Raw genomic sequence first — 23,914 nt, 5'->3', positions numbered from 1 at the left:
ATCCGCATGTACACCTGGATCTGGCGGCGCCTGCCGGGCAGCACGGCAGTGAAGGCGCTCGAGGCGCTGGTCCTGGTCCTGGCCGTGGCGGCCCTGCTCCTCTTCGTGGTCTTCCCCGAGGTCGAGCCGCTCCTGCCCTTCACCGAGGTGACCGTCACGCCCTGACCTCAGGCGGGCGGTCCCCCGAGCAACGCCCGGCGCAGCAGGTGCATCGCCATCGTGACCGACCGCTCCCGGACGGCGGACCGTGCACCGGGCAGCCGCAGGGCGCGCGCCTCCCGGCCGTCCGCGGTCGCGACGCACAGGTGCACCGTCCCGACCGGCTTCTCCGGAGACCCGCCGCCCGGCCCGGCGATCCCGGTGATGCCGACGCCGACGTCCGTCCCGAACCGTGCCCGGGCGCCCTCGGCGAGCGCGACCGCGACCTCGGCGCTCACCGCCCCGTGCTCGGCCAGCAGCGCTGCTGGGACGTCGAGCAGCTGCTCCTTCGCCGTGTTGGCGTAGGCGACGACGCCGCCACGGACCCAGGCCGACGATCCCGGCCGCTCGGTCAGCCGCGCGGCCAGCAGCCCGCCGGTGCACGACTCCGCCGTGGCCACCGTCCGGCCCTGATCGGCGAACGCCCGGCCCACCAGCTCGTCGAGGGTCGGGCCGGTGGAGAAGATCGTGCCGGCGTACTCGGCGGCCAGCGCCGCGGCGAGCCGGTCGTAGGCCCCCTGCGCCGCGGGCGCGAAGCGGGTGACGATCTCCAGCTCGCCCTCCCGCAGGCACGTCGTGATCTCCAGCCCGGAGAGCTCCGCGTCGAGTTCCCGGAGGGTGACGGCGAGCTGCGCCTCCAGCGTTCCCCACAGCCGCACCGTCTCCTGGCGCAGCTCGGTCGCACCCGTCAGTGCCGCGCGGACCGGCGCCGCCGCCACCGCGTCGGGCCACATGCCCTGCAGCTCCGACGGCGGACCGGGGAGCACCAGGACCGTCGGTCCGTCCCGCCCGTCCGCCGGCGGCACCACGAGACCCGGTGCGGTGCCGACCGGTCCGAGCACGGTCGCGCCGTCGGGCACCCGGGCCTGCTTGCGGACGCCGGCCGCCGTCGCGGACGGGTCGGTCCGCCAGCCGCGGCGGGCCATCAGCCGTTCGACCACCGCCGCGATCCGCTGCTCCAGCTCGGCGTCCACCGCGGACGGCCGTCCCTGGTACGCGCCCACGACCTCCGCGGTCAGGTCGTCGGCCGTCGGCCCCAGCCCGCCGGAGGTGATGACGAGGGAGGCGCCGGTGCTGGTGAGGAAGGAGAGGGCCGCCCGCAGGTCCTCGGGGCGGTCGCCCACGACGACCACGTGGCCCACGTCGACGCCGAGGAGGCGGAGCTGCTCGGCGAGCCAGGGCCCGTTGCGGTCGGGCACCCGACCGGTGAGCACCTCGGTCCCGGTGACGACGATGCCTGCGCGCGTACCCACGCACCGACCCTAGGCGCGGTGCACCCCGGGGCGCCTCGCAGGCCGGGCGACCGCGCGCGGATACCGTGCGGAGCGCCGGGTCCGATCCGCGGGCCCGATCCGCGGACCTACCGGCGCACGCCGACCACCCCACCCCGGAGCAGAGGAGGAGCCGTGAGTTCGTCCGACCCCCAGTCGCCCGCGGCGCCCGGCAGCGCCCAGCCACCGAGCACCCGGCCGCCGAGCACCCAGGAGATCCCCGTCGTGCAGCCGCCCGCCGGCGCGACCGCCACGCAGCAGCTCCCGCCGCACCCGGGTGCCACCACGCCGGCACCGGTGGAGCCGGTCGAGACGCTCGCCCCGACCGGGCCGGTCGACTTCGTACCCGGCCTGCCGGGCATCGGCACGCCCCCGCCGCCGCCCCCGGTCCGGCCGACTCCTGTCCCGCACGACGAGGCCGGGCCGCCCGCCGACGCGGGCTCGACTGCGCAGGCCGCCCCGCACGGGGCAGCCGCGCCGGCGCCCGAGAACCCTGCCGGTCCGGTGTGGCCCGAGACGCTCGAGTCGCCGGCCGTGGCCGACCGACCGGCGAAGCGCCGGGCCACCTGGGACCGGCCCGCCCTACTCGGCCTCGGCCTGACCGTCGTCTCGCTGGCGCTGCTCGAGATCGGGCTGACGATGCGGGGCGAGGAGGTCGAGTCCTACTGGCAGCGCATCCCCCTCTGGTCGGCCTTCGCCACGGCCTGCGTCCTGCTCGGCCTCGTGGCGTTCGCCGCCTTCTTCCCGGCCGGCAACCGGCTGCGTTCCGGCCCGGCATGGCGGGTGGCCGCCGCCGGACTGGTCGGCCTGGCCGTCTTCTGGCTGCTCGTCGTCCTCCCGGTCGTCGACAGCGACCGCGGCTTCGTCCTCACCGCCGCCCTGGCCGCGCTGGGTGGCGCGCTCTGGATCGGCCCGCGCAGCCGGAAGGACTGACCCCGCCGGCTCAGGTGTGCCGTGCCCGCAGCGCGAGGATCGCGACGTCGTCGTCCAGCTCCGCCGGCAGGACCTCCAGCAGGCGGTCGCACAACTCGTCGAGCGGCAGGGCGTGCAGCCGGGACACCTCCTCGCACAGCCAGGCCATCCCGTCGTCGAGGGTGGCGCCCCGGCGTTCCACGAGGCCGTCGGTGTAGAGCAGCAGCGTCGCGCCCGGCGGCAGCAGCCAGACGTGCTCCACCCGCAGGGAGCCCGCCTCCACGCCGAGCAGCCGGTTGGGCGTCCTCTCCAGGAGGGTGACCGTGCCGTCGGCCTCGACCAGGACGGGGGGCGGGTGCCCGGCGTTCGACCAGCGCAGCAACCGCTGGCACCCGGCGCCGTCGGGGCCGTTCTCCACCCGCGCCAGGACGGCGGTGGCCAGGGTGCCGACGGCGAGATCGCCCATGGCCCGGTCGAGCGCGGCGAGGACCCGGGCGGGTGACTCGGGCTGGCTGTGCGCCACGCCGCGCAGCACGTTGCGGACCTGGGCCATGGCCGCGGCGGCGTGCCGGTCGTGCCCAGTGACGTCGCCGATGACCAGCATGGTGCTGCCGTCGCCCACCATGAAGGCGTCGTACCAGTCGCCGCCGACCTGGGCCTGCTCCGCCGCCGGCAGGTACCGGACGGCGATCTCCAGGTCCGCCGGCTGCGGGGGCTCGGTCAGCAGGCTGCGCTGGAGGGCCTCCGCCATCCCGCGGACCGCCGCGTGCGCCGCCCGCTCCGCCTGCCGGGTCTGGATGCGGTCGAGGACCTGCGCGCACTGGGCGGCGAACGCCTCCAGCAGGTCGATGTCCTCGGCCGTGAAGGCCTGCGCCCGCGTCCAGCCGACCATCAGGGAGCCGAGGTTGCGCGAGCCCGCCTGCAGCGGCAGGGCGACCCATGCCTCGTTCCCCGTGGACTGGACGGCCTCGGCCATCTCGGCGGCGAAGGCCACCGTGGCGGCGCGATCGGGGAGCACGAGGGTGCGTCCGGTCCGCGCGGCGACGGCTCCGGGCAGGGGGGCGTCCAGGGGCAGCACGGCGTACCGCTCACGAGCGACGGGGCCGAGGTCCTCGGTGAGCTCCAGCCGCAGCAGCTCACCGTCGCGGACGGCGACGGCCGCACCGTGGGCGCCGAGCGCCTCCAGGCCGCTCACCGACACGATCTGGACCAGCTCCTCGACGCTGTCCGCCGCTGCGAGATCCAGGGCCACCCCCGCCAGCGCGGCGAGGCGGCGTGCCGTGGCCAGCTCCGCCTCCCGGGACGCCGCCAGCTCCAGCCCCCGGGCGAAGAGGTCGGACTCGACGTCGAGCACGCGGCGGCGCCACTCCATGCCGTGGCTCGGTTCCCCGCGATCGCCCGCGCCCCGCTGGTCGAGGACGTAGTCGGTGATGTCCTCGGCGCGCTGGATGACGTACCGGCACGCGCCGCTCCCGTCGACCACCGGGATGCTGATCAGGCTCCAGAACCGCTGGGAGAAGCCGCCCCGGCCGTCGGGGATGTCGTACTCCTGCAGCTCCATCGTGTCGATCAGGCCGGTGTCCCGGGCCCGTTCGAACGAGGCGCGGATCCGCGTGGCGCCGCCGTCCGGGTCGGTCTCGTTCGGGTTGCCCGGGAACGCGTCGAACACCGGCCGGCCCACGAGCTCGTCGAGGCGGCGGCCCGTCCTCGCCAGGTAGGCCGGGTTCGCGTCGGCGATGACCAGGTCCGGCGTCATGACCAGGTACGGGGTGGGCATCGCCCGGAAGACGGCCGCGTAGTCGGTCTGCGGCGGCTCGCCGGACCGCTCCCCCACGCCGCTCGTCACCCCACCCTGCCCGGCTCGCTCGGTCGCGACGCCCGTCCCGTGTCCCGGCCGGTCCGCCGGGGCTCGCCGGCGATCCTGTCATGCCGGCCCGACCGCGCGCGGAGCCGGCTCAGCCGTCGCCGCGGCCCCGCCCGTTGCCCTTACCGCCGCCGTTCCCGTTGCCGTTCCCCTTCCCGTTCCCGTTCCCGGGCGCCGCGTCGTCGGCGTCGTCGGCCCCGCCCTCGTCGGCCCCCTCGTCGGCCCCATCGTCAGCCGCCTCGCCCGCGTTCCCGGCCACTGGCGGGGAGACCGCCGTCCCGGGCCCGCCGCCGGACTGCGGAACCTCCGCCGGCCGGGGGGCGGGGGTCTCGCTCACCGGGGCGACGGCGGGGGCCACCGCGTAGCGGACGACGATGGTCGAGCCGACGCGGACTGCGCCGGCCGGGGAGATCGCGGTGACCGTCCCGGCGGGTCGGGCCGCCGTCTCCTCCGCCCGGCGCTCGACGGCGAAGCCGGAGGCCCCGAGCTCCGCCTCCACCTCGCCGACCGGCCGGCCCAGGTAGTCGTCGGCGACGAGGACGACCGTCGTCGGCCCCGCGGCGGTGGCCGGCGGCGGATCGCTGCCGACGAGCTGGACCCCGGCGACCGCGATCCCGGCGCCGGCCAGGAGAGCGGCGACCGGCGCCAGCACCCGCAGCCACCGGCGGCGCGGCGGCGGGCCCGCCACGGCCGCGAACCGGCGGGTGCCGGTGTCCACCGGGGGTGGGGTGAGCATGCGGCCGACCAGCACGTCGGCGACGGCGTCGCGGAAGGCTGCGCCGTCGGGGAACCGCTGGGCCGGGTCCTTGAGCAACGCGCGGCCGATCAGCCGGCGGACGTTCTCGGGGACGTCGTCCGGCAACGGGTCGGGGGTGTCCCGGAGCTGGCGGAGCGCGATCTGCACGGAGTTGTCGCCGTCGAACGCCCGGCGTCCGGCCAGGCACTCGTAGCCGATCATGCCGAGGCTGTAGACGTCGCTGGCCGGGCCGGCCTTGGTGCCGGCCGCCTGCTCGGGCGACAGGTAGTGCGCCGTGCCGACGACCTGGCCGGTCTGCGTGAGCGGGACGCTGGAGGCCGACCAGGCGATGCCGAAGTCGGTGATCTTGATCGTGCCGTCCGCGCCGACCAGCACGTTGCCCGGCTTGACGTCCCGGTGCACCACACCCGCCGCGTGCGCCGCCGCGAGTCCGGCGGCGGTCTGCTCCAGCAGGTCGAGGGTCGGCCCGACCGGCAGCCGCCGTTCGCGCGCCAGCAGGTCCGACAGCGATTCGCCGTCGACCAGCTCCATCACCAGGTAGGCGAGGGTCTCCCCCGTGCCGTCCTGCGCCGTCTCCTCGCCGTAGTCGTAGAGGGCGGCGATGTTGCGGTGCGCCAGGACCGCCGTGTGCCGGGCCTCGGCGCGGAAGCGGGCGAGGAAGGTCGGATCCCCGGTGAACTCGTTGCGGAGGACCTTCACCGCGACGGGGCGGTCGAGCAGGGTGTCCCGGCCCCGCCACACCTGGCCCATGCCGCCGGTGGCCAGCAGGGAGCCGAGCTCGTAGCGGTCGCCGAGGGTGCGACGCCCCGGTTCCACCATCCCGTCACTCCTGTCGCCATCGGTCCCCCGACCAGCCTGGCACCCGGTCGGGCGGACCACACGTCAGAGGCGGCGACGTCACCCGGCCGGGGAGGTCGACGTCGCGGTGGTGGTGGGTGCGGTGGTCTCCGGTGCGGACGTCGTCCCGCTGCCGGTCGGGGAGGACGTCGTCGGGGACTCCGAGGGCTGCTCCGACGTGGGGGTGCCGGCCAACGTGGGAACCGGGGCCGTCGAGCGGGTGGACGGCGCCGTCGTCCCGGCGACCGGGACCGCCTGCTCCGTCGGCTCGGCCGTGCTCCCGCCGCCGCCCGAAGAACCGGTCACCGCGGGTTGCTCGGCCGGTCCGCTCCCCGACTCCGTGCCCGTGGCGTACGTGACGACGACGGTGTCGCCGGGCGACAGCGGCTCGCCGTCCGGCGCGACCCCGGTCACCTGGTCGGGGACCACGTCGTCCCGGGCCTCGCCCCGGGGCTGCACGTCGAGGCCGAGCCGGGTGAGGCGCCGGACGACCTCCTCGAGGGGCCGGCCGATGTACTCGTCGGCGTCCAGGACGACGCTCCCGCTGTCGCGCTGCTCGGCCGCCTCCGCGGGCGAGCCGGAGGACCCGTCGGACAGTGCCTGCAACAGGGCGACCGCGATGCCCGCGCCGGCCAGCAGCGCGAGCAGCGGCAGCAGGACCATGGCGACGCGGCTGCGTTGCCGGGCCGCCGGTGGGCGGGTCACCGAGCCGCTGAGCTGGGTCTCCGGGCCCGGCGTCCGGGACGGCGGGACGACCGCCGCGGACGCGACCGACGCGGTGGGCGGTGCCGCGGGCAGGGGACGACCGGCCTGCACGTCGTCGATGGCGGCGACGAACGCGGCGCCGTCGGGGAAGCGGGTGCCCGCGTCCTTGCCGAGCGCCCGTCCGATCAGCGCGCGGACCTCGGCGGGCAGATCCGCGGGCAGCGGCTCGGGATCCTGGCGGACCTGCTTGAGCGCGATGGTGACGGGGTTGTCGCCCTCGAACGCGGGGGAGCCGGTCAGGCACTCGTAGCCGATGAGGCCGAGGGCGTAGACGTCGCTGGCGGGCGTGGCGGGGCGACCCTCGGCCTGCTCGGGGGAGAGGTACTGCGGGGTGCCGATGACCTGCCCGGTGCGGGTCAGTGCGACGCTGCGCGCCGACCAGGCGATGCCGAAGTCGGTGATCTTCACGCTGCCGTCGGGGCGGACCAGGATGTTGCCCGGCTTGACGTCGCGGTGGACCATCCCCGCGCGGTGTGCCTCGCCGAGGCCGAACGCGGTCTGGCGGAGCAGTCCGAGCGTCGTCTCCGTGCCGAGGGCTCCCTCGCGGGCGACGAGCGCGGAGAGGGGCTCGCCCTCGACGAGCTCCATCACCAGGTAGGCGAGGGTCTCCCCCGTGCCGTCCTGGGCGGTCTCCTCGCCGTAGTCGAAGACCGCGGCGATGTTGGGGTGGCTCAGCGACGCCGCGTGCTGGGCCTCGGCGCGGAAGCGGGCGACGAAGGTGGGGTCGCCCGTGTACTCACTGCGGAGGACCTTGACCGCGACCGGACGCTGCAGGGCGAGATCCTGGGCCCGCCAGACCTGTCCCATGCCGCCGGCGGCGATCAGCCGGTCCAGTTCGTAGCGGTCGCCCAGGCACCGTCGTCCCGGTTCGACCACGGTAGTGCTCCCTTGCCTGTCCGGCCCTGCTGCTGAAGGCCGCCACGTCGCCGCCGGGAGTGATTCTCCCCGTTCCCCTCTGTCCAGTCGGGGGCGGGGCTACACATGATCGGTCACATGCGCGACCGGGGTGACGCCGCGACCTGGGACTTTGCGAGCGCCCCGGCGCGCCGACTCCGGTGCGTACCGGTCCGGCGACGGCTGCGCGCGGCTCAGGACGGGCTCAGCCGTCGAACAGTGCCCGGCCCCACCAGTCGGCGTCGTCCCGGATCCCCGGGGGGCAGGCGAAGACCGCCGACGACGTGTGCCGGATGTACTCGTTCATCGCGTCCAGCCGCAGGTTCCGCTGGACCTGGACGAAGCCGGTCTCCGGGTCCCGCTGGTAGGCGATGAAGAAGAGCCCGGCGTCCAACCGGCCGAGGCCGTCGGAGCCGTCCACGAAGCTGTAGCCGCGGCGCAGGATCGCGGTGCCCGAGTTGGTGGGGTTGGCGAGGAAGACGTGCGACGTCTCGGGGATCGCGAACTCCCCGTCGACCTGCTTCCGGAAGTCGACCGGGTCGAACTCCTCCCGCTGACCCAGCGGTGCACCGGTGCCCTTGGTCCGGCCGATGGTGCGGTGCTGCTCGTCGAGGGTCGAGGTGTCCCACGGCTCGATGAGCATGCGGATCCGCCGGGTGACCAGGTACGAGCCCCCCGAGAGCCAGTCGGCGCCGCTGTCGTCGTCGGTCACCCACACGAAGCGGTCCAGGGCCGTCTCGTTCTCGGCCTTGAGGTTGTTCGTGCCGTCCTTGAAGCCGAAGAGGTTCCGCGGGGTGTCCTGCCCCGTGCTGGTGGAGGAGGTCCGGCCGAAGCCGAGCTGCGACCAGCGCACGCTCACCACGCCGGCACCGAGCCGCACCAGGTTCCGGACTGCGTGCACCGCGACCTGCGGGTCGTTCGCACAGGCCTGGATGCAGATGTCGCCGCCGCTGATGGCCGGGTCCAGCTGGTCGCCCGCGAAGGCGGGGAGATCGGTGAGCGGGGCGGGACGCCGAGCATCGAGACCGAACCGGTCGACCCCCTCGGCCGTCCGGAACAGGGTCGGGCCGAACCCGATGGTCAGGGTGAGGCCCGAGGGCGGCAGGCCGATCGCCTCGCCGGTGTCGTCCGGCGGGGCGAACCGCTCGCCCTCCACGGCTCCCACTGGGCCGGCGTCCCTGCCCGCCGTCATGCGGCGCGCCGCGGCGGTCCAGTTCTTCAGCACCTCCACGAGCTCGTCACGGTCGTCGGTGGTGACGTCGAAGGCGACGAAGTGCAGCCGGTCCTGGGCCGGGGTGACGATCCCGGCCTGGTGCGCACCGGTGAACTCGACGGCGTCATCGGGCCCCGGTCCGGACGAGGACGCGGTCTCCACCGCCGTCGTCCGACCGATCATGCCGCCGGTCGCGCCGGCGGCCAGGACGCCGGCGGTGCCGGCGCCGACCCAGCCGAAGAGCCGCCGACGGGAGACCCCCGCCGGCTGCGGCTCCGGACCCTGCTGCTCGGTCATGACGTCATCGGTCTGCGACGACCGCCGCGACCTGGCTGACCGACTCGGTCAGCGCCGTGATGCTGTCGCTGAGGCCCTTGAGCTGCTCCTCGGAGAGCTGGTCGTGCAGCATCCAGCCGTCGCCGGCGCGGTACTGCCCCAGCTCGGCCTCGGTCTCGGCGAACCGCTCGTCGATCTCCGTCACCAGCTCGGGGTCGGCCTCCTCGAGGTAGGGCCGCAGCGCCTGGACGGCGGCCTGCGAGCCCTCGAGGTTGGCCGCGAAGTCCCAGAGGTCGGTGTGGGAGTAGCGGTCCTCCTCGCCGGTGATCTTCCCGGTGGCCACCTCGTCGAGGAGGGCCTTCGCGCCGTTGGCCAGCTGGAGCGGGTCGAGCGTCGTCTCGTTCGCGAGGGCCACGATCTCCGCGACGTCGGCCTGCAGCTGGTCGGCGTAGGGACCCATGTCGGAGACGTCGCCGGTCTCCCACAGCGCCTTCTCGATGCGGTGGTAGCCGGTGAAGTCCTCGCCCTCGGCCTGGTCGCCCTCGCGGCCGTCGATCCGCGGGTCGAGGTCACCGAAGATCTCGGCCACCGGCTCGATCCGCTCCCAGTAGGTGCGGGCCACCGGGAACAGCGCCTTCGCGCCCTCGATGTCGCCGGCCTTGACGGCCTCGACGAAGGCCGTCGTCTGCTCGGTGAGCGCCGCGGTCTGGCTCTGCACGTACCGCTGGTAGTCCTCGGCGGCCTGGGCGAGCGACTCGTCCTCCGACAGCTGGGCGGACTCGCCGGTGACGGTCAGCGGGTTGCGGATGCCGTCGCCGATCATCCCGGGCTTGCAGGCGGTCTCGTACTCGCCGGCCGGCAGCTCGACGAGCAGGGGACGGCTCAGGCCCGGGGCGATGTTCTCGACCTCGGCCATGACGCGGTCGCCCTCGGCGTAGACGTAGAACTCGGTGATCTTGCTGCCGCCGTTGGTCACCTCGAACTCGTGCGTGCCGGCCTCGAGCTCGGAGGCCTCCACCTCGCAGAAGTCGTCGGTCGCGGCGACGGGGATGGTGTCGGCGGCGGCGGTGCTGCCGCCGTTCCCGCCGTCGTCGGATCCGCCGCAGGCGGCCGTCAGGACGGCGAGCGCGAGGGCGGGGAGGAGGGCGAGCCGGCGGTCACGCAGGAACATGCTGAGAGTTCTCCGACGTCGTGGAGGAACCCGGAGCCGCACCGGTCCGGGAAGCAGGGGCTGGCCGGGACGGCCAGAGGAAGGCGCAGAGCACCGGGACGAGGTAGGCGAAGTACGCGACCATCTCGAGCACGGTGGGGGCCGCGGTGATGTTGAACATCCCGGCGATGGCCGCGCCGTACCAGCTGTTGGGGTCGAGGACGCCGGAGATGTCGAAGGCGATCACGTCCAGGCCGGGCAGGACCCCGGCCTCCTGGAAGTCGTGCACGCCGTACTTCAGGATCCCGGCGGCGACGAAGACCAGCAGCACGCCGCTGACCGTGAAGAACTTCTGCAGGTTCACGCGGATGGCCCCGGCGTAGAGCCCGAAGCCGATGAGGATCGACGTCAGGATGCCGAGGGAGATCGCGACCAGCGGGGTGGACGTCGAGGTGGCGCCCTGTGCGGCGGCGTAGAAGAGGAGCGCGGTCTCCAGCCCCTCGCGGATCACCGACACGAAGGCGATGCCCGCCACGGCCAGCACCCCGACCCCGATCGCGGCCTCGAGCTTCCCGGTCAGATCCCCCTTGAGCCGGCGGGCCGTGCGGCGCATCCAGAAGATCATCCAGGTCACGAGGACGACGGCGAGGACCGAGGCGATCGCCTCGAAGAGCTCGCGCGAGCGGTAGTCGGCCAGCAGCGAGGTCTCGGTGTAGGTCAGCAGTGCCCCGAACAGCACGGAGAGGCCGACGGCGGCGGCCACACCGCCCCACAGCGGCAGGAGCTGACGACGGCGACCGGACTTCACCAGGTAGGCCACCAGGATGCTGACGACGAGCGTCGCCTCGAGACCCTCGCGGAGGCCGATCAGGTAGCTGGCGAGGAAGGCCTGACCCATGGCTGGAACCGATCGCGACGACGGTGGACCCCCGCCGGACGACGTAGGCAAGCCTCACCATAGTCGCGATCCGGCGGTGCACCAGCAGGTGGCCCACACCACACCTGCCGACCGCGACGGGGTCGTGGCAGGGTGACGGCGCCCGGACGACCGAGCGGAGGAGAGGCTGTCGATGTCCGACACGGTGAGCAGGGCCGACGACGGCGGCGTGGCCACGCTGACGTTGCTGCGTCCGGGACTGGACCACGCGCTGCGCCGGGAGCTGCTGGCCGCGGTGCGGGAGGTGGCTGCGGACGAGTCGGTGCGCGCGCTGCTGCTGACCGGCTCCGGTCGCGCCTTCTGCGTGGGGCAGGACCTCGCCGAGCACGTCGAGTCGCTTCGCGGGAACGCCGCGACCTCCCTCTCGGTCGTGGAGGAGGAGTACAACCCGCTGATCCTGGCCCTCTCGGCAATGCGCGTCCCGGTCGTCGTCGGGATCAACGGCGCGTGCGCCGGGGCCGGGCTCGGCATCGCGCTGTCCGGCGACCTGCGGGTGGCCGCGGCCGGGTCGAAGTTCACGACGGCGTTCACCGGCGTGGGGCTGTCGAGCGACTCGGCGCTCGCGTCGCGCCTCGTGCACTGCGTCGGCGGCTCCCGGGCGGCCCAGCTGCTGCTGCTGCCGGACCCCTTCTCCGCGGAGACCGCCGAGCAGTGGGGCCTGGTGCACCGGGTCGTGCCGGCGGAGCAGGTGCTGCCGGAGGCACAGGCGCTCGCCGCCCGGCTGGCGAACGGTCCGACGGCGGCCTACCGGGCGGTGAAGACGGTGCTGGCCACGGCGGCCACCGACTCGCTGGAGGCCACGCTGGCGTCGGAGGCGCGGCTGCAGAACGAGCTCGGCCGGACCGCCGACCACCTCGAGGCCGTCGAGGCCTTCCTGGAGAAGCGCGCGCCGAGGTTCACCGGCCGCTGAGGGAGTCACCCGTCAGGGGACGGCCCTGGCGGCCGGTCGCGGGTGGAGGCCAGGATCCTCGGCGTGACGAGGCCGTCCCGCCTGCCGGAGCGCCGCCGCCTGGCGGTGGTCTTCGCGATCGGCGCCGCCTGGGTGTGGCTGGTCGGCTGGGTCGCGCACGCGCTGCTCGGGGACGACGACTGGAGCTGGGCCGAGACCGCTGCTCGCTCCGCGACCGGAGGGCTCACGGCCCTGGCGATCGCCGCTGTGATCCCCCCGAGGCGGCTACGGGCGGTCCAGCGCCCGCTCGCGGGTGCGATCCACCGCGGCACGCTCCCACGGCACCTGGTCGGGCCGGACGTCTGGCGCGACGCTCTCGACCACCACCGTTCCGCGCTGTGGGTCTGGCGGTGGCTCTTCCCGGTGATCCTGGGGAGCGGCGCGCTCGTCTGCGCCGGAGCGGCGTTCTTCGTGACCGGGGGCGGGCTGGCCGCCGCCCTGGGCCTCGGCTTCGGGCTGACGGCCGGCGCGGCCGCGTGCCGCTTCTTCGCGGAGCGGCGCCGCGCGGTCCTGGACGACCTGGCGGCCCAGCTCGACCAGCGGGACGTGCACGCGGGCTGACCCGCGACGTGTGCACCTGCCGTCGGGGCGAGCTCCCCCACCCGGCGACAGGGCGTCAGTGGGCTCTCAGCAGGTGGAGAGCAGGGCGCACGCCGGGCAGACGTCGGTCGCGGCCACGGGCCACGACTCGTCGGTCGACACCCGCGCCAGCGAGCCGCAGAGGGTGAGCTCGCAGGCACCGTCCACCTCGGCCGGCGGGCGGTGGAGCTCGACGGCGTGCCACAGCGCCACGGTGGGTCCGTGCGCGCGACTGCGTGCGGCGGCGAACACGGTCGTCTGCAGCATCATGCGAGGAACGTCGGCAGACGTCCGCCCGAGGGTTACGCGTACGGGCCCGCCTCTCCCCCCGACGAGGGAGGGGGAGCGGTCTGCGCAGCCCGGGCGGCCGGGGCAGGATGCGGGCATGGAGCTGACCAAGCACGGCCACGCGTGCGTCGTCCTGGCCGACGGCGACCGCAGCCTCGTGATCGACCCGGGCGCGTTCACCGAGCCGACGGCGTTCGAGGGTGCCGACGCGGTGCTGATCACCCACGAGCACGCCGACCACTTCGAGCCGGAGCGGCTGCGCGCGGCGCTGGACGCCGATCCCCGGCTGGAGGTCTGGACGAACACGTCGGTGGCGGCCCGGCTCGAGGGCCTGGGCGGCCGGCTGCACGTGGTGGGCCACGGCGACGCGGTCACGGTGGCCGGTTTCGACGTGCAGGTCCACGGCGAGCTGCACGCGGAGGTGCACCCGGACATCCCGCGGATCGCCAACATCGGGTTCTTCGTCGGCGGTGAGGTCTTCCACCCCGGGGATGCGCTGACCGTGCCCGACGAGCCGGTGCCGACGTTGCTCGTCCCGATGCACGCGCCGTGGTCGCGCACGGCCGATCTCATTGACTACGTGCGGGCGGTGCACGCCGACCAGGCGTTCGCCGTCCACGACGGCCTGCTCAACGAGGCAGGACTGGGAGTGGTGACCGGGCTGCTGGGCGAGCGGGGTCCGGGGACCCCCACGCCGTTCAGCCGGCTGGCCCCGGGGGACACGACCGAGCTCTGAGGCAGTGCCTCGTGCCCGGCCGCGTCCCCCGGGAACAGGTCAGCGGACGGCGCCGCGCGAGCGACCGGAGACGCTCTCGGCGACACCGATCAGGAGGACAGCAGCCACGACGGCGATGATGAAGCCGACGATGTTGAGCTCCCAGATGCTGGTGTCGCGGTTGAACAGGTGACCGATGAGGCCGCCGATGATGGCGCCGACGACACCCAGCACGAGCGTCATGAGGATGCTCAGGCGCTGCTTGCCGGGCTTGATGAGCCGGGCGAGGGCGCCGATGATGAGGCCGACCACGATGAGGCCGAGGATCTGCACAGCGTTCTCCTTCGTTCGTCCGACGTGGCCCCCATCCGGCATGTGCCGGTTGCGCACGTCGGTGCACGACAGGAGGCTCTACCCCCGGAGCGATCATCGATGCGCGGAATCCCCCATCGGGGTGAGGCGCAGGTCTCCCGGCCGCGGTTTCTCCGGCGGGGTCGGTCACGCGGGACCGGCGACGCGCTCCACGTGGGCCGGCACCTTGGCCAGCTCGGCGTCCACGGTCCGCTGGACCAGCCGCCGCAGGGCTCCGCGCTGCAGGCGGCGCACCACCCGGCCCCCGCCGGTCGGCTCGTGGGTGATGGTCATGGCCACCCGCGTACCGCCGCCGTCGGTCCCGGTCAGCTCGATCCGGGTGGTCCAGGTCTCCGGGGTGAGTCGCAGCCGGGTGGCCACCACCCGGGGCGCGTCCCATTCCACGATCTCGCCCTGCGGCGCGCCTGCGGTGGGCGCGCCGTCGAGCCGTCCGGGAGCGCAGACGAACGTCGTCCCGACGCCGGGTGCGCCGGTCGGCTCGCCCAGGACGTAGGAGACGTCGCACACCGAGCAGTAGGGCTCCAGGACGGCGAGCGCCCGCCAGACCTCGGCCGGCGCCTGCGGGACGAGACGGACGCCGGCGGCCGTGGTGCTCATCAGCGGCCGCCCACCGAGACCTCGAACTCGACCTGGCTCACGTCCGGCCGCAGCCGGGAGTAGCTGTGCACGAGGGGGCGGCCGGCGCTGTCGCGCACCGTCGTCCGGACGACGAGCAGCGGTGAGCCGGCGACGACCCGCAGCAGGTCCGCCTCGTCCGGGGCCGCCGTGCCGACGTCGACCACGATCCGGGCGGTGGCCAGGTCCGCCTGGTACTCGCGCCGCAGGTAGTCGTACAGCGAGCCCTCGCTGAAGTCGGCATCGACGGCGCCGGGGTAGAGCTCGGCGGGGAGAAAGCTGTGCGCGACGTGGTTGGGCTCCCCGTCGACGCTGCGCAGCCGCTCGAGCTCCACGACGTCGGTCGTCCCGTCGAGCGCGAGCTCCACCGCCACGGAGGCGGGGACGGGCACGACCCGCTGGGTGAGCACCTTCGTGCCCACCTGTGCGCCCTGCTCGCTCATCACCGAGCTGAAGCCGGCGATCCGGTGCACGAAGCTCTCGCGGTACTCGTGCCGGATGGCCGGGCGGGTGACGTAGGTGCCCCGACCCTGCTCCCGCACCAGGTGCCCGTCGGCGACCAGGCCGTCGACCGCACGGCGCAGGGTGATCCGGCTGACGCCGTACTCGGCGCACAGCACCGGCTCCGGCGGGAGGAGGGTCAGCTCGGGCAGGGAGGCGACCCGGCGGCGGAGGTGCTCCCGGACCGCCAGGTACTTGGGTCCGGTCACGGGGCTCACCACGCGTGCAAAGGTACGGGATCTCAAGACGTCTGGTCGTCATGTCGTATCAGACGTCACATCGATTCCCATGCAGCGGGACGCTCCGGCGCGGGAGGCGAAACATCAGGACGTCATGACGTATGGTCGCATCTCGCCTCTCGAGGGAGAACGTGTTGCGCATCGGTGTCCTCACCGGCGGGGGCGACTGCCCCGGCCTCAACGCCGTCATCCGCTCCGTCGTCCGCACGGCCTCGGCCCACTACGGCAGCGAGGTCGTCGGCTTCCGCGACGGCTGGCGCGGCCTGCTCGAGGACCGGACGACACCGCTGGACATCGCGGCCGTCGACGGGCTGCTGACCCGCGGCGGGACCACGCTCGGCTCGGCCCGGGTCGCCCCGGAGCGGATCAGCAACGAGCTGCCCCAGATGAAGGACGTGCTGGCCACGCACGGCATCGACGTCCTCATCCCGATCGGCGGGGAGGGCACGCTCACCGCCGCCCATCTGCTCTCGCAGGCCGGCGTCCCCGTCGTCGGCATCCCCAAGACCATCGACAACGACATCGACGAGACCGACCTGACCTTCGGCTTCGACACCGCGGTCAGCATCGCCACCGAGATGATCGACCGGCTGCACACCACAGCCGAGTCCCACCAGCGGGTCCTGCTCGTCGAGGTCATGGGCCGGCACGCCGGCTGGATCGCGCTGCACGCCGGCCTCGCCTCGGGCGCGCACCTCACGCTGGTGCCCGAGGAGCCGTTCGACATCGAGGACGTCTGCCGGCTGGTCAGCGAGCGGTTCGCGCGCGGCGACTCCCACGTGATCGGCGTCGTGGCCGAGGGCGCGACGCCCCGCCCCGGGACCATGGACCTGCGGGACGGCGGCGTGGACGAGTACGGCCACCGCCGCTTCACCGGGGTCGCCCAGCAGCTCGGCGCCGAGCTGGAGCGGCGCACCGGCAAGGAGGTTCGCACGACCGTGCTGGGCCACGTCCAGCGCGGCGGCACCCCGACGTCCTTCGACCGCGTCCTGGCCACCCGGTTCGGCCTGCACGCGACGATCGCCGCCCACAAGGGCGACCACGGCCAGATGGTGGCCCTGCGCGGCACCGAGATCGAGCTCGTGCCGCTGGAGAAGGCGGTCGCCCGCCTGAAGACCGTGACCCCCTCCCGGCTGGCGGAGACCGCCGCCTTCACCGGCTGATCCCACCGCCCGGGCAACAACTGCCCAGGTGAGCCGGGGGTCCTTGGCCACGAGTGCATTCCTCGTCCCCGGGTACGGGGCGCACAATGGCCCCCAGCCATCGCCTCGAAACCACCGGTGCGGTGACGGTGAGCCGACGGGGGCATCGGAGGACCATCGTGACCGAGACGCCCGATTGGCGTGCCCGGCGGTGGGCGGCGACCCATCAGCGGATCTACGACGGCGCCCTGGACCTCTTCGCCGAGCACGGGTTCGACGCCGTCAGCGTGGGTCAGATCGCGCGGGCGGCAGGTGTCTCCGTCCCCACCTTCTACGCGCACTACGCGTCCAAGGAACACCTGATCATGCAGCTGCCGACGGCGGACGACATCGCCGCGCTGTTCGCCTTCCACCCGACGGGGCCGGTCGCTGAACGCGTCCGCCGGTCGATGCCGATGTGGCTCGCGTCCTGGACCCCGGAGTTCCGGGAGGCCCAGCTGGTCCGCTGGCGGATCATCGCCGCCACGCCGAGCCTGCGCACGGGCGCGGCCACCTTCGAACGCATCACGGCCGAGATGATCACCGCGGCACTCCCCGAGCTGTCCGGCACGGCGCTCACCGCGCGGGACGCCGTGGTCGTCAACGCCTACCTGTCCGCCTACACGGCCGGGCTCCTGGCGTGGGCCGACGGCAACGGGGAGCGGAAGCCCGAAGAGCTCATCGAGGAGGCGTTCGACGCCCTCCAGGGGTTCTGACGCTCAGCCCCGGGGGCTGCGCAGCTCCACCACGGTGACCTCGGGCCGGGCGCCGATCCGCATCGGCGGTCCCCAGTACCCCGCCCCGGAGGTGACGTACAGCTGCGTGTCACCGTGCCGGGACAGGCCCTCGACCGCGGGCTGGTCCAGCCGGATGGCGTAGTCGAACGGCCACAGCTGCCCGCCATGGGTGTGGCCGGACAGCTGCAGATCCACCCCGGCCGCCGCCGCCTGCTCCACCTGCACCGGCTGGTGGGCCATCAGGACCACCGGGACGCCGTCGTCGCGCCCGTCGAGCGCCGCGTCGAGGTCCGCGCCGTGCCCGGCGAGCCCCGACGACGCCGCCGTCCGGTCGTCGATGCCGGCCAGGTCGAAGGACGCCCCGCCTCGGCGGATGGCGACCCGCTCGTTGCGGAGCACGTCCACGCCGAGGGAGGGCAGGTGCCGCAGCCAGGCGTTCGTGTCGACGAAGTACTCGTGGTTGCCGGTCACGAAGAAGACGCCCTGGTCGCTGACCAGGTCCGCCAGTGGCGCCGCCTCCTCGCGCAGCTCGGCGACGTCGCCGTCCACCAGGTCGCCGACGATCGCCACCACGTCGGGGCGCTGCTCGTTGACCAGCTCGACCAGCCGCTCGAACCGCCGACCGCCGTAGGTCGCCGAGAGATGCCCGTCGGAGAAGGTGACGATCCGGAGCCCGTCGAGTGCCGAGTCCAGCCCGGCCAGCGTCACCGGCACGCGGCGGACGACGGGCGGCGAGTTGGCGAACCAGGCACCGGTACCGGCGGTGCCCAGCGCGACGGCGCCGGCGGTGACCGCGAGGCTCCGGGCGAGAAACAGCCGCCGGGGCAGCGGATCCGGTGACGCGATGACCTCGGCGTCCTCCCGGATGGCACCCGCGGGTACGAGCGCGGCCGCGACCGGTTCGGGCCTGCGTGCCCTTCTCCGGAGGACGAGGTTGCCGATCAGCCGCACCGGTTCCAGGACCAGCAGGGCGAGGAAGGCGTAGAAGGCGACGCCCAGCCAGCTGTAGGCGATCCAGTCGAGCGGGGCGGCCGCGTCCAGCGGGAGGGTGCGGCGCAGGCTGATGGCCAGCGCGGGCAGCAGCGCCAGCACCAGGGTGAGCCGCGTCAGCCGCCGGCGCAGCCGGCCGGGGACGGTGGTGCCGCGTACCAGGCGGAACCAGAGGTAGCCGTGCAGCAGCAGCATGGCCAGCAGCACCACGGTGCCGAAGCCGAGCAGGGCGATCAGCGACACGGGCGCACCCGTCGCCCGGTGTCCGTCACGCGAGGAGTCTCCCAGGGAACGACGCCGGGGCGGCGGCGGCCCGCTAGCTCGCCGCGTCCTTCAGCACCCGGCGGAGCTCCGGCTCGATCTTCCAGAACTCCTGCTCGGCCCGCTCCGCCCGGGCCTGCTCGAGCGCGTGCAGCCGGCCGAAGGTGAACCCGTTCTCCCCGGCCGCGAAGGCGACGACGGCGAGGCGACGGCACAGCTCACGGGTGACGGTGGTGTCCTGCAGGACCCCCAGCACCTCCTGGACCCGCTTCGCCGCGCGCACGACGTCCTTGAGCCCACCCACCTCGGCGCGGGCGATCTCCGTCACGTAGCGGACGCCCTTGGCTGCCTTGCGCACGTCGTGCAGGGGCTCGTCGTTCCCGGCCCCTCGAGCGTCCTCGGCGACCTTCATGCGGCGACGCAGCCGGCGCACGGAGTGGCCGACGGCGTCGCGGAGCACCGCCTCGATCCGCTCGTCGGCCCGCTCCAGGAGGGGAGGATCGGAGACCAGCGCGTGCAGGGCGTCCAGCAGCCGCAGGTAGCGCTGGTCGGAGAGGGTGTCCCGGGCCCGGTCCAGACCGGCCTGCTCGTCCTTGACCTGGAGCTGCTGCAGACGCGCCGCGACCGGCCCGAGCACCAGCTCGGCGGGCTGCTCGGCCACCAGCTCCCTCAGGTGGGCCAGGGCCACCTCGTCGTCCCGGGCCTGGGCGAGCTGCCCGCCCAGCCAGGCGAGCTCCTCGCGGAGCGGGTCGGTCGCCTGCCGGTCGAGGACGATGCGGAGGGCGGCCAGGGAGCTGCGCAGGCGGCGGGAGCCCACCCGCAGCTGGTGGACGGCATCGGGCTGGTCGGTGCGCAGCGCGACGTCCGCGGCCTGCAGCAGCGCCACCTGCTCGGCGAGGGCCACCGTGACGAACTCGCCCGCGCGGGGGCCCTTCTTGCGTCGCTTCGCCGGGGGCGGGACCACGGCGGCCAGCCGGGACGCCAGCACCCGTCCCACCTTCGACGCCGACGCCGACGGGTGGGCGCCGGCGGCGGCGAGCCGCTCCCCCACCGCCGCGGCGACCGCAGCGGCGGCGTCCGGGTCGCCGTCCCCCAGCTCGACCTCGATCTCGCGCCAGGTGTGCAGCTCGGCGGGCTCGCCGGGCGCCACGGCGGGCACCGTGGCGGTGACCATGTCGTCGGCGACCTCGGCCAGCAGGCGGCCGGCGTCGTCGCGCAGGGCCGTGACCTGCCGACGGGTCCGCAGCGTGGCCACCGGGGCGGTGCGCGCCCCGCGGAGCAGACCCGCCACCGGCGCGGCCAGGGTCTGCGGCGGCTTCTTGACCGCGCGGCCCAGCGGTGCGTGCAGCTCGCGCCGGGCGGTACCGGCGGGCAGCTTGAGGTGCCAGCCCGCGTCCGGTCCACCCGTGCGGCGGCGCAGCGTCACCCGGGCGCGCAGCAGCCGCAGGTCTGCGGTGTCGTGGTAGACCGCCTCGAGCCCGTGCTCGACGGGCCCGCTCACCTGTCCCACCCCGTCCAGTCCGTCGAGGGAGGGGAGCGTGAAGCCCTCTGCGACGTCGTACTTGGTCTCGATCTCCAGGTGCCCACTGGTCATGCCGGCGCGCTCCTCTCCTGCCGCGGGGCGCGGCCCTGGCCTCGAACCTAGCGCGGGCATGTTCGTGGGCTACCGCTGCTGGGCACGTCACGACCCGACGGCGCCCGGTCGGGGAGCGCCGCGCGGAGGGAGCCCAGCCCATGTTGGACGAGCGAGAGATCTCCGCAGCGATCGGGAGCACCGCCTACGACGCGAGCGGTCAGAAGATCGGCACGGTCGAGCACTTCTACCTGGACGACCGCACGGGAGCGCCGTCGTGGGTGGCGGTCATGACGGGCCTGTTCGGCACGCGGCACTCGGTGGCTCCGGCGATCGACGCGAGCTTCCAGGACGGCACGCTGCGCCTGCCCGTCGACGCCGACGCCGTGAAGAACGCGCCGTCGCTGGCGGGGGCGCACCTCACGCCCGACGACGAGTCCGAGCTGCGCCGGCACTACGGCGCCGTCGGGGGCGCTGTCGGGGGCACCGCCACCGACCGCGGCGACACCGCACCTGTCGACGCGAGCGCGGCCGCGGCCCCGACCGTGGAGCTGCCCGCCGAGGCGCCGCGGCCCCCGGCCGCCACCGGCGACGGCTCGATGACCCGGAGCGAGGAGCAGCTCGTCGTCGGCACCGAGCGGGTGGCCACCACGCGCGCCCGGCTGGTCAAGTACGTGGTCACCGAGGAGGTCCAGATCACCGTGCCGATCCGGCGCGAGGAGATCCGGCTCGAGCAGGTCCCCATCGACGCCGTCGACGACGGCCCGGGCGAGTCCCTGCTGACCGACGACCGCCCCGGGGCCCACGACGAGCTCGGGACCGGCGACCGGCTCGGGACGACGACCGGTCTGCCGAGCGAGATCGTCCTGCACACGGAGCGCCCCGTGGTCACCGTCGAGGTGGTGCCGGTGGAGCGGGTGCGGCTGCGCACCCAGGTGGTGCAGGGGCAGGAGACGGTCACCGAGCAGGTGCAGCGGGAGCAGATCGTCGTCGACCACGACAGCACTCCGCAGGCCGGAGCGCCGCGGGGCGCGGTCGACCAGGACACCGGCCGGCACGCCGCCCTCGCCCAGGACAGCGCCCCGAACCGCCTCTGAGGGGTCAGCCGACCCGATCCACCCCTGCCGCCCGAAGCACCTCGTCGGGCGCGGGGTCGACCAGGACCCGCCCGTCCGAGGCGACGACGACCGGCCGCTCCTCGTCCAGGGTGGCGTTCTCGGCGAGCACCGCCCGGGCGGCCTCGTGCTCGGCCGGGTCCAGCCACTGGTGGGCGATGCCGTGCTCGTCCAGGACGGCCTGCAGCTGGACGCTGGCGGGCCACGAACGGTCCCCGACGACGCGGATCCCGGTCGCCTTGCCGATCAGCATCGCCCGGCGCAGCAGGAACGACCGCATGATGAGGTCGGCCAGCTCCCGGTCCTCGCTCATCACCTGACGCAGGCGCTGCACGCTCAGCGTGACCACCGTCCCGGGAGCCGCGGCGACCACCGTCCGCACGGCGCGCTGGCCGGCCAGCATGTTGAGCCCACCCAGGAACCGCCCGGGCCCGACGACCATGACCACGCGCGGCCGGTCGCCGTCGCCGGGACCGGGGTCCTCGAGGACCGCGACGGTGCCGTCGAGGACCACGACGAAGTCCCACTCGCTGGCCCCGCCCTGGACCAGGACCTCGCCCCCCGTCGTCGTGCGCCGGCGGCCCGCCCGGCGGAGGACGGCGAGCTGGCGGTCGTCCAGCCGCGGTGAGGCGCCGCTCGGGTCCTCGGTCTCCGCCAGCCCCTCGACCGCGGGCAGCCTCGCCGGTGGGGAGAGCGGGGTCGGCGGGCGCGGTCCCGGGGCTGGCGTGGGCCCGGCCACCGAGCGCTCCACCGGAGTGCCGCGCGGATCCGTGCGCAGCAGGGCCGCCGCCAGTTCGTCGGTGCCGGCGCGGCCACTGTGCCGGACGCCGTTGACGAAGAACGTCGGTGTGCCCTCCACCCCGCTCGCCTCCGCCCCGGCCACGTCGTCCCGGATGCGCGGCGCGTGGGTGCCGTCGCCCAGCTCGCGGGCGAACCGCTCGAGGTCGAGCCCGAGGGCCGAGGCGTGGTCGAGGAGGTCGGTCGCCTCCAGCTCCTCCTGGTGGGCGAACAGCTTGTCGTGCATCTCCCAGAACCTGCCCTGGGCGCCGGCCGCCTCGGTCGCCTCGGCGGCGAGCTGGGCGTGCGGGTGCAGCTCCACCAGCGGCAGGTGCCGGAAGACGTAGCGCAGGTCGTCGCCGAAGCGCCCGCGCAGCTCGCTCACCACGCCGGTCGCCCGCCCGCAGAAGGGGCACTCCATGTCGCCGTACTCGACGAGGGTGAGCGGGGCGTCGACCGGGCCGCGGACGTGGTCGACGGCGGGGTCCACGGGCGGGTCGAGCTCGACCGGCCGCTCGGGGGCGCTGCTGCGCCGGCCCAGCACGCGGAAGAACAGCGCGCCCAGGGCGGTGGAGACCACGGCGGCGGCGAGGATGCCGATGGTCGCCTCCTCGCGGAGCCGCTCGTCGTCGAAGGCGAGGTCGGTGACGAACAGCGAGACGGTGAAGCCCAGGCCGGTCAGGGCCGCGCCGCTCCACACGTGGCCGAGGCCGACCCCGGGCGGGAGGACGCCGAGCCGCAGCCGGACGGCGAGCGCCGCGGCCAGCCCGACGCCGAGCAGCTTGCCCACCGCGAGCCCGACGAAGACGCCGATGGTCACCGGCGAGGTGAGCGCGCGCTCCAGCAGCGTGCCGTCGATGCGCACCCCGGCGTTGGCGAGGGCGAACACCGGCACGACGACGTAACTGCTCCACGGCACGAGGACCGCGCCGATGCGCTCGTTGGGCGAGATCGCGCGCTCCACCGACAGCTTGGCCTCGCGGGCCAGGGAGGGCTCCGGTGACTGGCGGAACGCCCGGGCCAGCGACCCGGCCCGCTCGACCTCGGCCCGGCGCGGGGGGTAGGCGCTGACCAGCAGCCCCAGGACGACGCCGCCGATGGTGGCGTGCACGCCCGACTCGTACATCGCCACCCACATCACCGCGCCGACGGCGAAGTAGGCCGGCCCCCGCCAGACCTGCATCCGGGACAGCCCGATGAAGGCCAGGACGCAGAGGCCGGCGATCGCCAGGGCGAGGAGATCGATCTCGTCGGAGTAGAAGATCGCGATCGCGCTCAGCGCGCCGATGTCGTCGACCACCGACAGCGACAGCAGGAAGACCCGCAGCTGTATGGGCGTGTGGCGGCCGAAGATCGCCAGCGCGCCGAGCACGAAGGCGGTGTCGGTGGCCATCGGGATGCCCCAGCCCACCGCGCCGTCGCCGCCGGCGTTGATGGCCAGGTAGAGCAGCGACGGGATCACCAGGCCGGCGACCGCCGCGAGCGTCGGGATGGTGAGCCGGCTGCGCTGCACCAGCTCGCCCATCGACAGCTCGCGGCGCACCTCCATGCCGATGAGGAAGAAGAAGAACACCATCAGCCCGTCGTTGACCCAGTGCTGCAGGTCCATGGCGATCGCGGAGTCGCCGAAGCTGAGGGCCAGCTCGGTGTGCCAGAGCTCGTCGTAGGAGTCGGCCCAGGGCGAGTTCGCCCACACCAGCGCCACGAGGGTGGCGAGCACCATCAGGCCGGCGCCGGCGACGCCGGAGCGCATCAGCCGGCGGGCGGGGGCGGAGAGCTGGGCGGCGAGGTGCGCGGATCCGGTGCGGCTCGCACCGGTCAGGGTGGTCACCGGGGGAACGCTAGGGCCCGGACGTTTCCGGCGGGAGTCCCCGTCCGTGCCCCCCACGCTCGCCGTCCCGACCGCGAGGTCGCCGTCCTCGCGCCGGAGCACGGGGACGGCGGTCGC

22 protein-coding genes are annotated in these 23,914 nt (G+C 74.5%); 8 read left to right on the top strand and 14 right to left on the bottom strand.

The features are described from left to right. The first annotated feature begins 6 nt into the window (after positions 1-6). Complete coding sequence (locus tag CRP30_RS22700; RefSeq protein WP_097182989.1) at positions 7-165, top strand: hypothetical protein; 159 nt, start codon at positions 7-9, stop codon at positions 163-165. Between the two features lie 2 nt (positions 166-167). Here CRP30_RS22700 and CRP30_RS06300 read toward each other — a convergent pair whose 3' ends face one another. Then, positions 168-1,451, bottom strand: coding sequence for a competence/damage-inducible protein A (locus CRP30_RS06300; protein WP_097182988.1), 1,284 nt, complete (start codon positions 1,449-1,451; stop codon positions 168-170). Between the two features lie 153 nt (positions 1,452-1,604). On the opposite strand from CRP30_RS06300, the gene CRP30_RS06295 reads away from it, so the two are divergent. Next, positions 1,605-2,402, top strand: a complete 798-nt coding sequence (locus tag CRP30_RS06295) for a hypothetical protein (RefSeq protein WP_143278407.1) — start codon at positions 1,605-1,607, stop codon at positions 2,400-2,402. Positions 2,403-2,412: 10 nt separating this feature from the next. On the opposite strand, the gene CRP30_RS06290 is transcribed toward CRP30_RS06295, so the two are convergent. The 6 genes from CRP30_RS06290 to efeU all read right to left on the bottom strand — a co-directional run bounded on the left by CRP30_RS06290 (position 2,413) and on the right by efeU (position 11,035). Further along, a complete protein-coding gene (locus CRP30_RS06290; protein WP_143278406.1) occupies positions 2,413-4,227 on the bottom strand; it encodes a SpoIIE family protein phosphatase in 1,815 nt (604 codons plus the stop codon). A 109-nt stretch (positions 4,228-4,336) separates the two neighbouring features. Continuing rightward, positions 4,337-5,821 (bottom strand): protein kinase domain-containing protein, encoded by a 1,485-nt coding sequence (locus CRP30_RS06285; protein ID WP_097182985.1) that lies wholly within the window; start codon positions 5,819-5,821, stop codon positions 4,337-4,339. Between the two features lie 78 nt (positions 5,822-5,899). Then, a complete protein-coding gene (locus CRP30_RS06280; protein ID WP_097182984.1) occupies positions 5,900-7,480 on the bottom strand; it encodes a protein kinase domain-containing protein in 1,581 nt (526 codons plus the stop codon). A gap of 223 nt (positions 7,481-7,703) precedes the next feature. Beyond that, positions 7,704-9,008: an iron uptake transporter deferrochelatase/peroxidase subunit gene (gene efeB, locus CRP30_RS06275; RefSeq protein ID WP_097182983.1), complete on the bottom strand. Its 1,305-nt coding sequence runs from the start codon at positions 9,006-9,008 to the stop codon at positions 7,704-7,706. A 4-nt stretch (positions 9,009-9,012) separates the two neighbouring features. Next, positions 9,013-10,158, bottom strand: a complete 1,146-nt coding sequence (gene efeO / locus CRP30_RS06270; protein ID WP_097182982.1) for an iron uptake system protein EfeO — start codon at positions 10,156-10,158, stop codon at positions 9,013-9,015. Beyond that, positions 10,145-11,035: an iron uptake transporter permease EfeU gene (gene efeU, locus CRP30_RS06265; RefSeq protein WP_097182981.1), complete on the bottom strand. Its 891-nt coding sequence runs from the start codon at positions 11,033-11,035 to the stop codon at positions 10,145-10,147. The genes efeO and efeU overlap by 14 nt, the downstream gene beginning before the upstream one ends. 172 nt (positions 11,036-11,207) lie before the next feature. On the opposite strand from efeU, the gene CRP30_RS06260 reads away from it, so the two are divergent. Together CRP30_RS06260 and CRP30_RS06255 are read left to right on the top strand one after the other, a co-directional pair. Next, positions 11,208-11,984 (top strand): enoyl-CoA hydratase-related protein, encoded by a 777-nt coding sequence (locus CRP30_RS06260; protein WP_097182980.1) that lies wholly within the window; start codon positions 11,208-11,210, stop codon positions 11,982-11,984. Positions 11,985-12,047: 63 nt separating this feature from the next. After that, positions 12,048-12,584, top strand: coding sequence for a hypothetical protein (locus tag CRP30_RS06255; protein ID WP_143278405.1), 537 nt, complete (start codon positions 12,048-12,050; stop codon positions 12,582-12,584). A 66-nt stretch (positions 12,585-12,650) separates the two neighbouring features. On the opposite strand, the gene CRP30_RS06250 is transcribed toward CRP30_RS06255, so the two are convergent. Beyond that, positions 12,651-12,872, bottom strand: a complete 222-nt coding sequence (locus tag CRP30_RS06250; protein WP_097182978.1) for a hypothetical protein — start codon at positions 12,870-12,872, stop codon at positions 12,651-12,653. 115 nt (positions 12,873-12,987) lie between these two features. Here CRP30_RS06250 and CRP30_RS06245 point away from each other — a divergent pair, with 115 nt between their 5' ends. Beyond that, entirely contained in the window at positions 12,988-13,626 is a 639-nt protein-coding gene (locus tag CRP30_RS06245) for an MBL fold metallo-hydrolase (RefSeq protein ID WP_097182977.1), read from the top strand. 39 nt (positions 13,627-13,665) lie between these two features. Here CRP30_RS06245 and CRP30_RS06240 read toward each other — a convergent pair whose 3' ends face one another. The 3 genes from CRP30_RS06240 to CRP30_RS06230 form a co-directional block, all read right to left on the bottom strand. Beyond that, complete coding sequence (locus tag CRP30_RS06240; protein ID WP_200814564.1) at positions 13,666-13,938, bottom strand: GlsB/YeaQ/YmgE family stress response membrane protein; 273 nt, start codon at positions 13,936-13,938, stop codon at positions 13,666-13,668. Positions 13,939-14,103: 165 nt separating this feature from the next. Then, positions 14,104-14,574, bottom strand: coding sequence for an SRPBCC family protein (locus tag CRP30_RS06235; RefSeq protein WP_097182976.1), 471 nt, complete (start codon positions 14,572-14,574; stop codon positions 14,104-14,106). Then, positions 14,574-15,302, bottom strand: a complete 729-nt coding sequence (locus tag CRP30_RS06230; RefSeq protein WP_235003200.1) for a GntR family transcriptional regulator — start codon at positions 15,300-15,302, stop codon at positions 14,574-14,576. The genes CRP30_RS06235 and CRP30_RS06230 overlap by 1 nt, the downstream gene beginning before the upstream one ends. Positions 15,303-15,463: 161 nt before the next feature. Between CRP30_RS06230 and CRP30_RS06225 the strand changes: the two genes are divergently transcribed. Together CRP30_RS06225 and CRP30_RS06220 are read left to right on the top strand one after the other, a co-directional pair. Then, positions 15,464-16,495 (top strand): ATP-dependent 6-phosphofructokinase, encoded by a 1,032-nt coding sequence (locus CRP30_RS06225; RefSeq protein WP_235003199.1) that lies wholly within the window; start codon positions 15,464-15,466, stop codon positions 16,493-16,495. 158 nt (positions 16,496-16,653) lie between these two features. Continuing rightward, positions 16,654-17,229, top strand: a complete 576-nt coding sequence (locus tag CRP30_RS06220) for a TetR/AcrR family transcriptional regulator (protein ID WP_159961558.1) — start codon at positions 16,654-16,656, stop codon at positions 17,227-17,229. A gap of 3 nt (positions 17,230-17,232) precedes the next feature. Here CRP30_RS06220 and CRP30_RS06215 read toward each other — a convergent pair whose 3' ends face one another. Both CRP30_RS06215 and CRP30_RS06210 read right to left on the bottom strand, forming a co-directional pair. Beyond that, positions 17,233-18,483 (bottom strand): metallophosphoesterase, encoded by a 1,251-nt coding sequence (locus CRP30_RS06215; RefSeq protein ID WP_200814563.1) that lies wholly within the window; start codon positions 18,481-18,483, stop codon positions 17,233-17,235. A gap of 73 nt (positions 18,484-18,556) precedes the next feature. Next, positions 18,557-20,095 carry a CYTH and CHAD domain-containing protein gene (locus CRP30_RS06210; RefSeq protein ID WP_097182973.1) on the bottom strand — a complete coding sequence of 513 codons (1,539 nt, stop codon included), beginning with the start codon at positions 20,093-20,095 and terminating at the stop codon, positions 18,557-18,559. Positions 20,096-20,235: 140 nt separating this feature from the next. On the opposite strand from CRP30_RS06210, the gene CRP30_RS06205 reads away from it, so the two are divergent. Next, a complete protein-coding gene (locus CRP30_RS06205) occupies positions 20,236-21,171 on the top strand; it encodes a PRC and DUF2382 domain-containing protein (protein ID WP_097182972.1) in 936 nt (311 codons plus the stop codon). Between the two features lie 4 nt (positions 21,172-21,175). Here the strand turns inward: CRP30_RS06205 and nhaA are convergent, their stop codons facing one another. Further along, entirely contained in the window at positions 21,176-23,797 is a 2,622-nt protein-coding gene (gene nhaA, locus CRP30_RS06200; protein WP_159961555.1) for a Na+/H+ antiporter NhaA, read from the bottom strand. Positions 23,798-23,914 lie beyond the last annotated feature (117 nt).

The organism is Blastococcus haudaquaticus (assembly GCF_900230285.1).
Lineage (GTDB): Bacteria > Actinomycetota > Actinomycetes > Mycobacteriales > Geodermatophilaceae > Blastococcus_B > Blastococcus_B haudaquaticus.
Note: the sequence above shows the minus strand (reverse complement) of the source record. Positions and strands in the feature narration are given on the sequence as shown.